The following is a 15,704-nucleotide window of genomic DNA, read 5'->3' on the forward strand; positions in this document are numbered from 1 at the left end:
CGCAGATTTTCTACAATCAGAAATATGCGGCGCGAGAACCGGACGCGCGACCCCCAAAATTCCGCAGCGGGGCCTTTCACCCCTGACGGGCTGTTCGAAAGCCGACGGCGGCGCAGGATGCCGGCCTTTCCAACCGCCACCGGATTCCCGCAATGACGACGCTGTCCGCAGGTCAGGACGACCGCATCCGTATCCGTGAGGTCACGCTGCTGTCCGACGACTGGTATGTGCTGAAGAAGACCATTTTCGATTACCGCCGCCGTGACGGCAGTTGGCAGACCCTCAGCCGGGAGACCTATGACCGTGGCAATGGGGCCGCCCTGCTGCTGTACGATCCGACCCGCGGCACCGTCCTGCTGACCCGGCAGTTCCGCTTTCCCGCCTACGTCAACGGCCACGCCGAGCCTCTGCTTGAGGTGTGCGCCGGCCTGCTCGACGACCGCAGTCCGGAAGAGGCGATCCGGGCGGAGGCCGCGGAGGAGCTGGGCGTGACCGTCCAGGCACCGCGCTGGGTGTTCGATGCCTTCATGAGTCCCGGTTCGGTGACGGAGCGTTTGGCCTTCTTCGTCGCCGAATACCGCGCCGCCGACCGCAGTGAGGGCGGCGGGATTGCCGAGGAAGGCGAGGACATCGAGGTGGTCGAGTTGACCTTCGCCGATGCCCTTGCCATGGTCGGCGGTGGGGCGATCCTGGATGGCAAAACCATCATGCTGCTGCAGTACGCCGCCCTTCATGGCCTGCTATCACGGTGACGGCATCCGCCCGCCCCGCCGGCCCAGGCAATTCGGATGGGGCGATTCGGATGGGGACTGGATGATCGACGATGCGGATCTCGACTGGGAGGATATCCGCGCCTTCCTGGCCACGGCGCACAGCGGCAGCCTGACCGCCGCGGCACAGCGCCTGCGGCTGAGCCCGCCGACCCTGGGCCGCCGGCTGAAGCGGTTGGAAGAGACAATGGGCGGTCCGTTGTTCGACCGGCTGCCCAACCGGCTGGAACTGACGGCGCTCGGCCGCTCCGTGCTGGACAGTGCCGCGGCCATGGGCGACGCCGCCGCGGCCTTCGCCCGCAATGCCGACCGGCTGGCCGCAACGGCCCGGCCGGTGCGGGTGACGGCAACCACGTCCGTCTCCGCCTTCCTCACCCTGCATCTGTCGGATCTGCTGGCGGAGACTGGTGCCGACCTGACCATCCTCAGCACCCGCAACCCCTTGAACCTCGCCCAGCGCGAGGCCGACATCGCGCTACGCATGGACCGGGTGCCGGCCGAGGGGGATCTGGTCACCCGCCGGTTGGGACACTTCGGATTCACCCTCTATGCAAAGCGGGACCTTCGCGACGATTGGTCCGGCCGCTGGGATGGCGTTCCGGTGGTCGGCCTGCCGGAAACACGGCGGCGGCCGTCACAATCAGGATGGGTGGACGATACGATCCGGGAGCGCGGCGCCCGAATCGTGGCGCGGCTCAGCGAATTGCCGATGCGGCTCGACGCCGCCCGGCGCGGAATGGGGATGACGCTGCTGCCCTGCGTGCTCGGCGATGCCGAACCAGCGCTGGTCCGCGTCGTCGATCCGCCGGCCGCGCTCGGCGAGGATGTTCATCTGCTGGTCCACCGCGACCGGCGCGAGGCGCCGGCCGTGGCAACGGTGGTGGATGCTCTGGTCCGTCTGTTCCGCCGCCATGCCAAGGCGCTGGCGGGTGAGTGAGCCTCAGCCGCGGCCGGCGATCAGGCTGTCGGCCGCCGCGCGGGCTTCGGCGGTGACGGTGGCGCCGGACAGCATGCGGGCGATCTCCTCGCGCCGCTCGTCGCCGTCCAGTTCGGCGACGCCGGTGGTGACCTGCTCGCCCTTCTGCGACTTCTGCACCTTCAGGTGAACGGCGCCGCGCGCCGCGACCTGCGGGCTGTGGGTGACGACCAGCACCTGCAGGCCATGGCCCAGCGTTTCCAGCCGCTCGCCCACCGCGGCGGCGACGGCGCCGCCGATGCCGGTATCGACCTCGTCGAACACCAGCGTGCCGACGGTGGAGGTCTGGGCCAGCACCACCTTCAACGCCAGCATGAAGCGCGCCAGTTCGCCGCCCGACGCGATCTTGTTCAAGGCACCCGGCGGCGAACCAGGGTTGGTGGCGACCTGGAAAGCGACACGGTCGATGCCGGCCGCATTCCATTCCGACTCGTCGAGCGGCTCGACCAGCGTGCGGAACTTGGCCTTTTCCATCTTCAGCGGCGCCAGTTCGCCGGCGACCGCCACGTCCAGACGGCCGGCGGCCTCGCGGCGGGCGGCGCCCAGCGCCTCGGCGGCCTTGTGGAAGGCGGTGCGGGCCTGTTCGGCCTCCTTCGCCAGCTTGGCCAGCAGGTCGCCCTGATCCTCGATCAGCAGCAGCCGGCCGGCCATCTCCTCGCGCAGAGCGGCCAACGCATCGACGTCGACGCCATGCTTGCGGGCGGCGGCGCGCAGCGCGAACAGCCGCTCCTCCAGCTTCTCCAGCGCCCGCGGGTCCATGTCGACACCGCTGGAGGCGGCCTGCAGCGCGGCGATGGCCTCCCCCGCCTCGGTCGCGGCGCGATCGAGCGCGGCGATCACCGGGTCCAGCGTACCACCGGCCTTGTCGGCGATGCGGGACAGGGTGCGAATGGCCGAGGACAGCGCACGTTCGACACCACGGTCGCCCGACAGTTCCGCATAGGCGGCGTTCATGCCATCGACCAGCTTCTCGCGATGCATCAGCACCGCGCGGGTCTCCGACAGTTCCTCCTCCTCGCCGGCCTTGGGGGCGAGCGCATCCAGCTCGGCCACGGCGTGGCGGAGATATTCCTCTTCGGACCGGGCGCGGGCGATGTCGGCGGCGGCGGAATGGCGCGCATCCTCGACCTGACGCCAAGCCCGATGCGCGGCGGCGACCTGCGCCGCTTGCGCCGACAGCCCGGCATAGGCGTCGAGCACGCCGCGGTGGGTCTGCGGGTTCAGCAGGCCGTGGGTGTCGAACTGCCCATGCACCTCGACCAGTTCGGCGCCCAGCGTCTTCAGCAGCCCGACGCCGACCGGCTGATCGTTCACCCAGGCGCGGCTGCGCCCATCGGTGTTGACGGTGCGGCGGATCACCAGTGTTTGGTAACCGGCCGCGCCATCGCCCGAATCGGCGTCCAGCCCCTGTTCCTTCAGGATGGCGAAGGCCGGGTGGTCGCCGGAAAGTTCGAATTCCGCGGTGACGGAGGCCTGATCGGCGCCATGGCGCACCAGCCCGGAATCCGCACGCGCGCCAAGGGCCAGCCCCAGCGCGTCGAGCAGGATGGACTTGCCGGCACCGGTCTCGCCGGTGAGGGCGCAGAGGCCCTTGCGGAAGGACAGGCTCAGCCGCTCGATCAGGACGACGTCCCGGATCGTCAGCGACACGAGCATGGAGCGTCCTAGAACAGGGAGTTCCAGGCTCGATTGAGCCACGACTTCTCGTTTCGCTCGGGACGCAGATTGGCGTCCACCAGCAGTGCGTAGCTGTCCGTGTACCATTCGCTGCCGGGGAAGTTGTGGCCGAGCACGGCCGCGGCGGCCTTCGCCTCGTCGGTCACGCCCAGCGCCAGATAGCACTCCACCAGGCGGTGCAGCGCCTCAGGCACATGGGACGTGGTTTGGTAATTTTCAACGACGGCGCGGAACCGGTTGATCGCGGCGGTATACTGATGCTGACGCAGGTAGAAGCGCCCGACCTCCATCTCCTTGCCGGCAAGATGGTCGTTGGTCAGGTCGATCTTCAGCTTCGCGTCGCGGGCGTATTTGCTTTCGGGGAAACGGCGGACCACTTCCTGCAGGGAGTCGAGCGCCTGACGCGTCATCTTCTGATCGCGGCGCACATCGGTGATCTGCTCGTAATAGCACAGCGCCCGCATGTAATAGGCGTAGTCGACATCCGGGCTGCCCGGATGAAGCTGGATGAAGCGGTCGAGCGCCAGGATGGCGTCGTCGTACTTCAGATCCTGATAGTGGGCATAGGCGGCGAGAAGCTGCGCCTTGCTGGCCGAATCCGAATAGGGATGCTGACGCTCCACCTCGTCGTAGAGCTTCGCGGCCTTCTTGAAGGCCTCATCGCGCATCGCCGCGTCGGCTTCCGACAGAAGCTGGTCGGCCGGGCGTTCGACATACGCGTCCTCCTTGGTGGAGGAGCAGGCGGACAGGGCGGCGGACAGGAGGATGGCCGTCAGCGGCAGGCGGTACGGGCGAGGAAGCATCGTCGTCTTGGGCGCTTTCGAAGTTGCCCCTGTATAGCACGCCGGGGTGAGGGCGCCGCAAGCGGTAACGCGGGGGCGGGCGATATGCCCCTCCCCGCCCCTGGCGGAAAATCTGCGGAAAGCGCCTTAGCCGAACAGCGCGTCGATGTCGGCCTGGCTGATGTTGCCGCTTTCGGGCGTGGCTTCGGCCGGACCATGCAGGTCCAGATCCTCGTCCTTCTTGGTGACCGACGGCGGCAGCGGCATCGCCTCGAACTCGCGCTTGTTCCACAGGCCCATCATCGCGTCGACGCGCTCTTCGATGAAGGACATGGCGCGGACGACCTTGGTGATGCGCTGGCCGGTCAGATCCTGGAAGTTACAGGCTTCGTAGATGCGGACGATGACGTCGACCATGTCGTTGACGCGGTCGTTGTGATAGCCCTCCGGCAGGGACGACTTCAGTTCCGACACCACCTCTTCCAGCTCTTCGGCGCAGGCCATGATGGTATTGGTCGCGGCCTCCGTCGCGGCGACGACGGCGCTCAGCTCCTGACTGGCCTGCTGGAACTTGTCGTCGCCGGCCAGTGGGTGGCGGATGGCCGCCATTTCCACCTTGGTCGCCTTGATGCGGCCGGAGATGTCGGCGATCTCCACCTGGATCTGGTCGATCTGCGCCGCGTCCATCGTCAGGAAGCGGTCCAGCTTGGCGCCGAGGTCGCCGATGGCGCGCAGCACTTCGGTGTTGTCGGCCTGGACAACCGGGGCCGGGACGGGAAGGGCCGGAGCCGCCGCGCCGTCCTCGATCAGGGACTGGAAGGGATGCCCGGATTTGCGGGCTTTCTGAAGCTCGGCCATGAAGGGCTTGGTCATCTGCTTCATCCTCGGTCCCGCCTCTCGGAAACGGCCGCCAATGGCCTGTGTGTGGTGGATGTCTGGTCGCGTGCGTCGGTTCTGCGTTTGGATCGGCTGACCGCCCGCCATCCAGCCATCGGCGGGCGGAGGCGGTCAATCGGGAGAGAGCCTGAATGCCCGGGTCGGAAAGCCCTTATCTGAATACCCGTGCCGGAGTCGGACCGCCCCCTATCCGAACAGGGCGTCGATGGCCGCCTGATCCAGCGGCGCCGGCGGCTCTGCCGCGGCGGGCGGCGGAGGCGGTGCGGCAGGCTTGGGGGCGGCCTTGGCCTTCGGTGCGGCGCCCGGCGGCTTCGGCACCGGCTTCTTCACCGGAGCGGGTGCGGGCGTGTCGAACATGCTGTCGATGTCCGACTGGCTCGCCACCGCCGGAGCCGCGGCGGGTGCGGGCGAATCGAACAGGCTGTCAATGTCCGCCTGGCTCGACTGGACTGGAGCCGCAGCGGGCGCCGGCGCAGGGGCGGGAGCGGGCGCCGGGCTGTCGAACATGCTGTCGATGTCGGCCTGGCTCGACTGCACCGGAGCGGGCGGGGGCGGAGGCGACGGGGCCGCGACCGGTGCCGGCGCCGGTGCCGGGCTGTCGAACATGCTGTCGACGTCGGCCTGGCTGACGCCATGACCGTCCAGCTGCGGACCGTTCAGCAGATGGGCGTCGGGACGGCTGTCCGTCTGCTCTTCCTTGACGATGATGCCGGCAAGCCCATCCTCGCCCCAGATGCTGATCATGGCCATGACGCGCTGCTCGATGTAGCGGAGCGCGTTGACGACCTTGCTGGTGCGCTGGCCGGTCAGATCCTGGAAGGAACAGGCGGTGAAGATGTCGTTCACCTGGGTGTCGATCTCGCCGCACATCGCGGGATCGGCACCGCTGGACCGCAGTTTGCCCGCCAGATCCATCAGCCGTTCCGCGGCGTTCAGGATCTCGAAGGACGCACGTTCGGTCGAGATGACGATGGCGTCCAGTTCGTTGGTGGCGGACAGGATCTTATCGCCCGACCCGTCTGGGGGCCGCAGCGCCGCCACTTCCCGCCTCGCCTGCTCGATCGAGGCGGCCATTTCCATCAGTTCGCGGCGCAGGACACCGACATGCTTGCCGGCCTCCACCGCCTCGTTCTGGCGGTTCCAGGAGTCGCGGAACTCCTGGAGCATGGCGCGCACTTCCTCCGTCGCGGCCCCGAGGGACCGCCGGTGGAGCCGCCGCAGGAACGCCCTGCCCTTCGCCGATCGGGCGATGGCGTCCTCGATCTGCTCGAACTCCTCATCGGACAGCTGCGGAAGCTGCTCCAAACCGGTCCACTCCCCAAACTGGATTTGCCAGCCGCCCTATGGACCGGGCACCGAACGGCAGGTGCCGCCGTCCGCCCGGACCGAACAGTCAGTCGCGATCACGAAAACCGAGGATCAGCCGCCGATGACGGCCTGGATCTTCTGCTTCAGCGTGTCGGCGTTGAAGGGCTTGACGATGTAGTTGTTCACGCCGGCCTGCTTGGCGGCGATCACGTTCTCGGTCTTGCTCTCGGCGGTGACCATGATGAAGGGCGTCGCCGCCAGCTTCGCGTCCGCGCGGATTTCCTTCAGCAGCTGCAGACCGGTCATCGGCTCCATGTTCCAGTCGGAGATGATGAGGCCGAACTTGCTCTCACGCAGCTTCGCCAGCGCCGACACGCCGTCGCCGGCCTCGTCGATGTCGGTGTAGCCGATCTGGGTCAACAGGTTCCGCACGATGCGCCGCATGGTGGCGTAATCATCGACGACGAGGATCTTCATCTAGACGTCTCCGCAATAATCCGTTGCCGGTGTCTGACCGGCCGTTACGCCCACCCGGCGCGGGGGCTGCGCCGTAATCCGGGAAGTGATGCCGACTGTAGTGCCCTAACTGCCGCCAAAAGTCATCCCCTTGGGTCACACTGCAGCAGGCTGGTAAAGAACGTGTTACCACGGACGGCAACATCCTGCGGAATCAGGGGCACCCCCAGCGCCGGGCCATGATTTGATACAGCCGCCCGCTTCCGTTACAGGGGGGCGGTCGCCTGCTCCAGCCAGCGGCGGGCCGCCTCGTCCAGCAGCGGCGACAGCGACTCGCGCACCCGCGCATGATAGGCGTCGACCCAGGCGGCATCCGCGTCGTTCAGCAGCGCCCGCTCGATCACCGACCGGTCGATCGGCACCAGGGTCAGCGGCTCGAATTCCAGAAGCGGACGCTCGGCGCCGGCCAGTTCGCCCTCTGGTTCGCTGGCCGGCTCCACCGGCCGGACGACGATAAGGTTCTCGATGCGGATGCCATAGGCGCCGGTCTTGTAATAGCCGGGCTCGTTGGACAGGATCATGCCCGGCTGCAGGGCGACGGTGTTGCCGACCTTCGACACCCGCTGCGGCCCCTCATGCACCGACAGGAAGCTGCCGACACCGTGGCCGGTGCCATGGTCGTAGTCCAGCCCCGCCTGCCACAGCGGCAGACGCGCCAGCACGTCCAGCTGCGAGCCCGTCGTACCCTGCGGGAAACGGACGGTGGACAGCGCGATGTGGCCCTTCAACACGCGGGTGAAGCGGTCGCGCATCTCCGCCGCCAGCGCCGGATCCAACTCGCCGACCGCCAGCGTGCGGGTCACGTCGGTGGTGCCGTCCAGATACTGCGCGCCGCTGTCCAGCAGGAACAGGCTGCCCGGCTCCAGCCGGCGGTCGGTCTCCGGCGTGACGCGGTAATGGACGATGGCGCCGTTGGGACCGGCCCCGGCGATGGTGTCGAAGCTGACGCCGCGGAAGCGCTCATTCTCCCGGCGGCAGGCCAGCAGGCGCTCCACCACCGCCAATTCGGTCAGCGTGCCCTTCGGCGCCTCTTCCGAGAACCAGTGCAGGAAGCGGACGAGCGCGGCGCCGTCACGGACATGGGCGGCACGGGTGCCGGCCAGCTCCGCCGCATTCTTGCAGGCCTTGGGCAGGGCGCAGGGGTCGCCGTCCCGCTCCACCCTGGCGCCGGCCAGATGCAGGCGGTCGACGATCCAGGCGGAGGTGCAGGTCGGGTCGGCCAGCACACGCGCGGAACCGCGGGCGACGGCGTCGAGCGCAGGTCCGAACTCCTCCACCGGCCGCACCCGCACCTGATTGCCGAGATGGGACCGCGTCTGCGGCGCCAGCTTGCGCGGGTCAAGGAACAGCTCCACCGACGCATCGGCGGACAGGATGGCGAAGGACAGCGGCAGCGGCGTGCAGGGCACGTCGGCACCGCGGATGTTCAACAGCCAGGCGATGCTGTCCGGCTGGGTCAGCACGGCGGCGGCAATGCCCTTCTGTCCCAGCTCGTCGGCCAGCCGCGCCCGCTTGTCGGCGGAGCTTTCGCCGGCGAAAGCGTCGTCCTGCGGCACCACGGGGGTCAGCGGAGCCGGCGGCTGGCCCTGCCACACCGAATCGAGCGGATTGTCCTCACACGCCACCAGCAGGATGCCGGCGCGTTCCAGCGCGGCGCGGGTCTTCTCCACCCAGCCGATGGTGTGCAGCCATGGATCGAAGCCGAAACGGCCGCCGTCCGGCAGCGCGGCGACGATCCAGTCGGTCAGCGGATCCTCGACCAGATGCTTGTACTCGTACAGGTCGGCCGGCACCTCGCTGCGGACCTGGAGGGTGTAGCGGCCATCGACGAAGATCGCCGCGCGGTCGGCAGCAACCACCGCGTTGCCGGCCGATCCGGTGAAGCCGGTCAGCCAGCCCAGCCGCTGCGCCCGCGGTGGCACATATTCGCCCTGATGCTCGTCGCCGCGCGGGATGATGAAGCCGTCGAGATCGCGGCGCTTCAGCGCGGCGCGCAGATTGGCCAGACGCTGGGCCGGGCCGGGCTTGTCCGCCGGCGCCTCGGCAGCCATCAGGGTTTTCAGTGCCTGGAGTTGTTCGGTCAGGGCCGGCGGAAGGTTCTCGCCCACCAGCACCGTCCAGGCGGCGGGTTCCTCCCCCTCCGGCGCCGCCAGCACGCCGGCGAGCAGCGCACGGACATCGGCGGGAGACCGGCCGGTCCCGGCCTCGGTCAACAGGGTCGCAAGGGCGTCATCGCCACGATAGGCAGCGGAGGGAATCGCGCTGGGCACGGAACCTGTTCCTCGGAAGAGTGAATCCTGTGGACACAGGCTAGGCACCCCGCAGGCGCTTCGCAAGCGGCGGGGCGGCGGCTATGCCGGTTGGGAGGGGGCACAGGCCGCCGCAGTCCGCTTAGACCGGCAGCCCCGCATCGTCCGGCAGCCCCAACCGCGCCAGCACGCGCTTGCGGGCCTCGCCGCGCTCCACATCGGAGATGTGAAGCAATCCGCCGATCCGCCGCAGCAGGCTCGCTTCCAGGTCGTTCAGCACGCCGTCGGCGTAGGCGACCTCCCACAGCATCTCGATGATCCAGATGCGGTGACCGGGCGGGCAGCGGTCCATGATGACGCTGACATAGCGGAGATAGGGCGAGACGTCCTCGGTGTCGAACACCGCCGCGGACAGCAGATCCTGCGCCTCTTCCTCGCTCAGTTTGAACTGACGGCGGACAACCGCCAGGATGCGGTCGCGCTCGGCTTCGGAAATGGTGTCGTCGGTACGCGCGGCCTCGACCATCAGGGCGGCGGCGGCGGCCTGCAGGGCGTCCTCGCCCGGCTCGGCGCCGTCGTCGCCTGCGAACAAGGACCGGATGCGGTTCAGCATGGTGGCTCCCCAGAAACGTGTCGGAACATCGTCCCTAGGGGAAGTCGCATCGCGGCCCTATGGTTTCAACGCTTCACCACAAGAGTGGTCCATTCCCCGACCGGAATGCGCGCCACCAGCCGCAGACCCTGGTTGCGGTGGGCCTGGATGACATGGCGTTCCTGCCGGTTCAGCAGGCCGGCCAGCACGGCATAGCCGCCCTTCTTCAGGTGGCGGCGCAGGTGCGGCGCCATGCGCGACAGCGGGCGGGCCAGGATGTTGGCGGTGATGAGCGTGTAGGGCTTGTGCCGCCCGACGATCGGCGTGTGGTAGCCGTCGCCGCCCTGGGCACGGATCATGTGCTTCTGCCCGTTCAGCGCCGCGTTGATGAGGGTAACGCGCACGGCCTCCGGATCGATGTCGACGGCGGTAACCGGCACGCGCCAGCGCTTGGCAACCGCCAGCGCCAGGATGCCCGAGCCGCAGCCCATGTCGAGCGCGCCGCGCCGGCCGCCGCGCGGCAGCTTCAAATGGCGGGACAAACGGTCGAGCGCCTGCAGGCATCCGTTGGTCGAGCCATGCTCCCCCGTACCGAAGGCGGTGGCGGCGTCGACCAGCAGAGGAATGCTGCCGGCCGGCACGATGCCCTCATGGTGGGAGCCGTGGACGAAGAAGCGCCCGGCGCGAATCGGCGGGAAGCCCTGGTAGCTGTGCGAGACCCAGTCGATCGGCGGCAGGTTCTCGACCGCCAGCCTCGGCTCCTCGATCCCCAGCGCCTTGGCCAGCACGGCGACGCGGGATTGCAGCCGCGCCTCGTCCGGGGCGCCGTACAGGGTCGCCTCCACCAGCCAGTTGCCGCCCTCCTCCAGTTCGAAGGTCGACACCGCATCGGCATGGTCCCCCACCGCCTCGGCGAAGGCCGGCGCATGGGCTTCGGGAACGACCAGCGCGATGCGCCAGAGCGGGGTTTGCGACATGACAGGGGCTTTCCGACGACGACGCGAGAACAGAAGCGGCGTTTTTAGCATCAAGCCGGAAAGAGACCAAGGTTTCAGGTTATCGGGAGAATCCTTAATCGTCCGACCGCCCGTTACCGCCCCGACAACCGATCGGCGATGTCATGCATACCCTGGGCACGCAGGACCGACTGACGGTGGCGCAGCAGCCGGCGCTCCAGCGCCTTCTCCATCGCCGCCCCGCCGAGCAGCGCGCCGTCCGCCCCCTTCATCCGGTCGGCAAGGTCGTGGGTCAGCATCCCATCCGCCTTGGCGTCGCGGCGGTCGAGCGGCTGGTCGCCGGCGATGCTCTGGCGCAGGCGGTCCAGCAGGACGGCCCGACTCTGCGGCGCACGGCCCTGCAGGGCAAGTCGGCAGACCCGGCGCAACGAGCCGGCCATCGGCGCCAGCGCCGGATCGGGATCGCGATCGAACAGCCCGTCGGCCAGCACGCAGAGCCCGGCATGCAGGCTGGGCTGCGCGCCGAGCAGCTCCTTCACCGTGTCGGCGGACCCCATGATGTCGGCGACCACCCCATCCAGCAGGGCGAGATGGCGCGGTTCGGCATCCTCGCCCATCATCGCCAGCAGCAGGTCCAGCTTCCCCGCCAGCGGTCCGCCGGCCTCCAGATGCTGGCACAGCAGGATCAGGAACAGCGCATCGTGGCCGGCCGGCCCCACCGCCTCCTCGATGCGGTTGCTGGTGCCGGGCAGGTCGGCGGTGTCGAAGCGCGGCAACCGGCGCCGTTCGGCCAGCGCGTCGCGGGCGGCCCCGGTGACCGCCTCCACCAGTTGGCGCAGTTCGCGGGCGCGGGCGGTGTGGGAAACGCCGTGAATGTCGGCATGATGGCGGGCGACGGCATGGATGGCGGCGCCCAGCAGCGCCCCTTGCTCCTCGAACCGGCGAAACAGCGGCCAGGAATGCAGCAGTTCGGTCGGGGTGATGCGCTGGGCGTCCAGATAGGGGCGCAGCAGCCGGCCGATCACCACCCGGCTCTCGAAGCCGCGCAGATCGTCGGGCGTGCGGCAGAGCGGCGCCCCCTCCGCCGTGCCGCCCAGGGTCAGGCCCTTGCGCGGGGCCTGCGGGACGGTCTTGTGCAGGATCACGGTTTCCAGCGACAGACCGGCGATGGTGCGGAACTTCACCACCTTCGCCTCCTCCACCCCGGAAGCGGCCAGCTGCGAGCGGGCGGCCGACATCGCCGACTCCTGATCGGTGTAGGCCCCCTCGATGCGCCAGCGGCCCTCGCGGCGGCTCTGCACCTCGTAACTGACGCTGCCCGATCCGAACACGACGGATGGCCTCCGGCTTCTGTTGCACCGTTGCAATCTTGAGCCGCACCGGCCGCCGCGGCTGTGACGGCCGTCACAGTGCGGCAACCCGTCCTGTACGGAGCGGACCGACCGTCGGATCAGCCCGCCTTCCCGGCGGGCAGGTCCCTATTCAGCCCGCCTTCTCGGCGGGCACGACGAAGCTGTCCATCACCTTCTTGCTGCCGGAATGATCGAAGTCGATCTCCAGCTTGTCCTCCGACACGGCGACGACGGTGCCGTAGCCGAACTTCTGGTGGAAGACCCGCGCTCCTTTGGCGAAGGGCGCATCGGGTCGCGCGCGCGGCGCCACCGCGTAGGCACCCTGGTCCAGCGTGATGGTCTTCGGCGCCGGTGCCTGCCGGGTGGAGCCGCGGAACTGGAATCCGCCGGCCCCGCCGCCACCGCCATACCCCCCTGCCCCGCCGCCAAAACCGCCGCCGAAACTCCCACGGCCGCCGCTGCCGGCGAACAGGCCGTTGGCGGCCTCGGCCTCCACATTGTCCTGCGGGATTTCCTCGACGAAGCGCGACGGTACGGCGCTGACCCAGGTGCCGTAGAGCCGGCGGTTGGCGGCATGGCTGACATAGGCGCGGCGACGGGCGCGGGTCAGGCCGACATAAGCCAGCCGACGTTCCTCCTCCAGCCCGGCGATGCCGGTCTCGTCCAGCGCGCGCTGGTTGGGGAACACGCCCTCCTCCCAGCCCGGCAGGAAGACATGGTCGAATTCCAGCCCCTTGGCGCCGTGCAGGGTCATCACCGTCACCTGCTCGATCCCGGCGGCCTCGGCATTCTCCATCACCAGCGCCACATGCTCCAGGAAGCCCGGCAGGTTCTCGAACTCCGCCATGGCGGTGATGAGTTCCTTCAGGTTCTCCAGCCGTCCGGGCGCCTCGGGCGTCTTGTCCTCCTGCCACATGCGGGTGTAGCCGGATTCGTCCAGGATGGTGCGGGCAAGCTCGGTGTGCGGAACCGTCGCCATCAGCGTCCGCCAGCGGAAGAAGTCCTGCAGCAGCCCGCGCAGGGTGGCGCGCAGCTTCGGCTTCAGTTCGTCCGTCTCGGTCAGCGCCCAGCCGGCCTCGGTCAGCGACAGCCCCCGCGCACGCGCCGCGGTGTAGAGGCACTGCATCGCCGCCGGGCCGACGCCGCGCTTGGGCAGGTTGACGATACGTTCGAAGGCGAGATCGTCGTCGCCGGAATTGACCACGCGGAAATAGGCCAGCGCGTCGCGGATTTCCTGCCGCTCGTAGAAGCGCGGGCCGCCCAGCACCTTGTAAGGCAGGCCGAGCGTGATGAAGCGCTCTTCGAACTCACGGGTCTGGAAGCCGGCGCGGACCAGCACGGCGATCTGCGCCAGGGAGGTGCCCTTGCGCTGGAGCGTCTCGATCTCCTCGCCGACCCAGCGCGCCTCCTCCTCGCCGTCCCACACCGCCTTGACCTTGACCGGCTCGCCGCCGTCGGCCTCGGTCCACAGCGTCTTGCCCAGCCGTCCCTGGTTGTTGGCGATCAAGCCGGAGGCTGCGGCCAGGATATGGCCGGTGGAGCGGTAGTTCTGCTCAAGCTTGATGATGGTCGCGCCGGGAAAGTCGGTCTCAAATCTAAGAATATTTCCAATCTCAGCTCCACGCCAAGCGTAGATAGACTGATCTTCGTCACCAACGCAGCAAATGTTCTTGTGAGCCTGAGAGAGTATTCTGAGCCACAGATACTGCGCGACGTTCGTATCTTGGTATTCGTCCACCAAAACATATTTGAACTTGCGGTGATACTCCGCCAGCACGTCCGGATTGTTCTGGAAGATCGTGATGTTGTGCAGCAGCAGGTCGCCAAAGTCGCAGGCGTTCAGGGTGCGCAGGCGCTCCTGATAGGCGCGGTAGATCGCCACCACCCGGCCGCCGGCCACATCGCCGCCGTCGGCGTCGCCGAGACGGTCGGGGGTCAGGCCGCGGTCCTTCCAGCGCTCGATGGCGCCCAGCACCTGACGGGGCGGCCACTTCTTGGAATCGATGTTCGCTGCTTCCAGCAACTGCTTGATCAGGCGGACCTGATCGTCGGTGTCGAGGATGGTGAAGTTCGACTTCAGCCCAACCAGTTCGGCATGCCGGCGCAGGATGCGGGCGGCCAGCGCGTGGAAGGTGCCGAGCCACCAGCCCTCCGGCTCGATCCCCACCAGATGGGCCACACGCTCGCGCATCTCGCGGGCGGCTTTGTTGGTGAAGGTCACCGCCAGGATTTGGAAGGCGGCGGCGCGCCGCGTCATCAGCAGATGGGCCAGCCGGGTGGTCAGCACCCGCGTCTTGCCGGTACCGGCACCCGCCAGCACCAGGACCGGTCCGTCCAGAGCCTCCACCGCCGCCCGCTGGGTCGGGTTCAGCCCGTCCAGATAGGCGAAGCGCTGCGCCGCAGCGGGAACGGCTGCGGCAGGAGCGGCGTGGCTCAGCGGATCATCATCAAAAGCGTCTGACATGGCGTCCCGGTCCGGGGATGAACGAAATTCCGCTCAAGCATGCGAATGCTGTCTTGCGGTCAGAACGTATACAGCACAGAGCCGGCCGGCACGACCCCTCGTGAGAAGCCCCTCACCCCTTCGGGAACCGCGTGCCTCGGCGCCCACGCTTATGCCGAACGGCGAGCTCTTGAGATGTAGGACTCCAACCAACGGGCGATGACATAGTCCTGATCCACCGGATCCATTCGCTATGACAGTCCATCGCCGCTGTAGTTCAGTGTCCCGACGAATTCACAGGGATCAGGTTAACGATTTCCCCTTTTCTGTCACAGACAGTTATTCCACCTGACCAATGCGAGCTAATTTATGTCCGCATCTTGTCTTATGCAGGCTTACGGCATATGCCCATTGCTCGACGCGAAATTTACCTAAGCGAAATTTTGCGCGGCGCAAATCGGGGGTATCTATGGATCACAACGAGGCACCCCCGAACCCTGAGGGTGAGTGGGCCGGACGCAGGAGCGGAAGGTCGGGGATGCCTCCGAAGCGCCAATCGGCGCCACATCGATCCGAACGGAACAAAAGGCGGGCTGAGACCATGGATCCCATCAACGTTTTCCTCATCGACGCCAACAAGCTTTTCCGTGAAGGCATGAAGCGCCTGTTCGAAGGCACGCCCTTCAACGTCGTCGGCGAGGCCGGCAGCCTGCGCGAGGGCCTGTCCACGCTCAACACCGGCACCAACCCCGATCTGATCCTGATCGACCTGCCGAGCGGCGCCGACGAGGAAGTCGATGCGATGCGCACGCTGCGTGAGAATCACCCGTCGATCAGGATCGTCATCCTGACCAACGACCTGGAAACCCGCCGCCTGTCGGCCGCGCTCGGCGCCGGTGCCGGCGGCTATCTGCTGAAGGACATCGCCTGCGAGGCGCTGATGCAGTCGCTGAAGCTGGTGATGATGGGCGAGAAGGTGTTCCCGACCCATCTGGCCGAGCTGCTGGTCAGCGGCCGCACCGAGGACATGGGCGCCGAGTTGCCGACCCGCCGCAAGGGCCTGTCGCAGCGCGAGGTTCAGATCCTGCGCTGCCTGCTGAACGGCAACAGCAACAAGATGATCGCCAACCACCTGAACATCACGGAAGCCACCGTGAAGGTTCACCTGAAGAGCCTGCTGCGCAAG

General features: G+C 68.0%; 13 protein-coding genes. 3 read left to right on the plus strand and 10 right to left on the minus strand.

Annotation, left to right across the window (positions count from 1 at the left end; genetic code table 11):
- Positions 1 to 152 precede the first annotated feature (152 nt).
- Positions 153 to 752, plus strand: coding sequence for an NUDIX domain-containing protein (locus TSO5_RS23280; RefSeq protein ID WP_109153854.1), 600 nt, complete (start codon positions 153 to 155; stop codon positions 750 to 752).
- 61 nt (positions 753 to 813) lie between these two features.
- Positions 814 to 1,707: a LysR family transcriptional regulator gene (locus TSO5_RS23285; protein ID WP_158282477.1), complete on the plus strand. Its 894-nt coding sequence runs from the start codon at positions 814 to 816 to the stop codon at positions 1,705 to 1,707.
- A 3-nt stretch (positions 1,708 to 1,710) separates the two neighbouring features.
- Here TSO5_RS23285 and recN read toward each other — a convergent pair whose 3' ends face one another.
- From recN to TSO5_RS23335, 10 genes are all read right to left on the minus strand, one after another.
- Positions 1,711 to 3,402, minus strand: a complete 1,692-nt coding sequence (recN, locus tag TSO5_RS23290) for a DNA repair protein RecN (protein ID WP_109153856.1) — start codon at positions 3,400 to 3,402, stop codon at positions 1,711 to 1,713.
- A gap of 8 nt (positions 3,403 to 3,410) precedes the next feature.
- Positions 3,411 to 4,226, minus strand: coding sequence for an outer membrane protein assembly factor BamD (locus tag TSO5_RS23295; RefSeq protein WP_109153857.1), 816 nt, complete (start codon positions 4,224 to 4,226; stop codon positions 3,411 to 3,413).
- A gap of 126 nt (positions 4,227 to 4,352) precedes the next feature.
- Positions 4,353 to 5,078 (minus strand): protein phosphatase CheZ, encoded by a 726-nt coding sequence (locus tag TSO5_RS23300; protein ID WP_247870921.1) that lies wholly within the window; start codon positions 5,076 to 5,078, stop codon positions 4,353 to 4,355.
- Positions 5,079 to 5,288: 210 nt separating this feature from the next.
- Positions 5,289 to 6,407, minus strand: a complete 1,119-nt coding sequence (locus tag TSO5_RS33710) for a protein phosphatase CheZ (RefSeq protein ID WP_109153859.1) — start codon at positions 6,405 to 6,407, stop codon at positions 5,289 to 5,291.
- 114 nt (positions 6,408 to 6,521) lie between these two features.
- The gene (locus tag TSO5_RS23310; protein ID WP_012974572.1) at positions 6,522 to 6,887 is read right to left on the minus strand and encodes a chemotaxis response regulator CheY; all 366 of its coding nucleotides are present in this window, start codon (positions 6,885 to 6,887) and stop codon (positions 6,522 to 6,524) included.
- A 245-nt stretch (positions 6,888 to 7,132) separates the two neighbouring features.
- Complete coding sequence (locus TSO5_RS23315) at positions 7,133 to 9,196, minus strand: aminopeptidase P family protein (RefSeq protein ID WP_109153860.1); 2,064 nt, start codon at positions 9,194 to 9,196, stop codon at positions 7,133 to 7,135.
- 121 nt (positions 9,197 to 9,317) lie between these two features.
- Entirely contained in the window at positions 9,318 to 9,788 is a 471-nt protein-coding gene (locus TSO5_RS23320; protein WP_109153861.1) for a TerB family tellurite resistance protein, read from the minus strand.
- Positions 9,789 to 9,853: 65 nt separating this feature from the next.
- On the minus strand, positions 9,854 to 10,744 hold the full coding sequence (locus tag TSO5_RS23325; RefSeq protein ID WP_109153862.1) for a 50S ribosomal protein L11 methyltransferase: 891 nt from the start codon (positions 10,742 to 10,744) through the stop codon (positions 9,854 to 9,856).
- 113 nt (positions 10,745 to 10,857) lie between these two features.
- Positions 10,858 to 12,054, minus strand: a complete 1,197-nt coding sequence (locus tag TSO5_RS23330; protein ID WP_109153863.1) for a hypothetical protein — start codon at positions 12,052 to 12,054, stop codon at positions 10,858 to 10,860.
- A 151-nt stretch (positions 12,055 to 12,205) separates the two neighbouring features.
- Positions 12,206 to 14,539, minus strand: a complete 2,334-nt coding sequence (locus tag TSO5_RS23335; protein ID WP_109153864.1) for a UvrD-helicase domain-containing protein — start codon at positions 14,537 to 14,539, stop codon at positions 12,206 to 12,208.
- Positions 14,540 to 15,119: 580 nt separating this feature from the next.
- Here TSO5_RS23335 and TSO5_RS23340 point away from each other — a divergent pair.
- On the plus strand, positions 15,120 to 15,704 hold a 585-nt coding region (locus TSO5_RS23340; RefSeq protein WP_109153865.1), incomplete at its 3' end, for a response regulator transcription factor.

Source organism: Azospirillum sp. TSO5 (genome assembly GCF_003116065.1).
Taxonomy (GTDB): Bacteria; Pseudomonadota; Alphaproteobacteria; order Azospirillales; family Azospirillaceae; genus Azospirillum.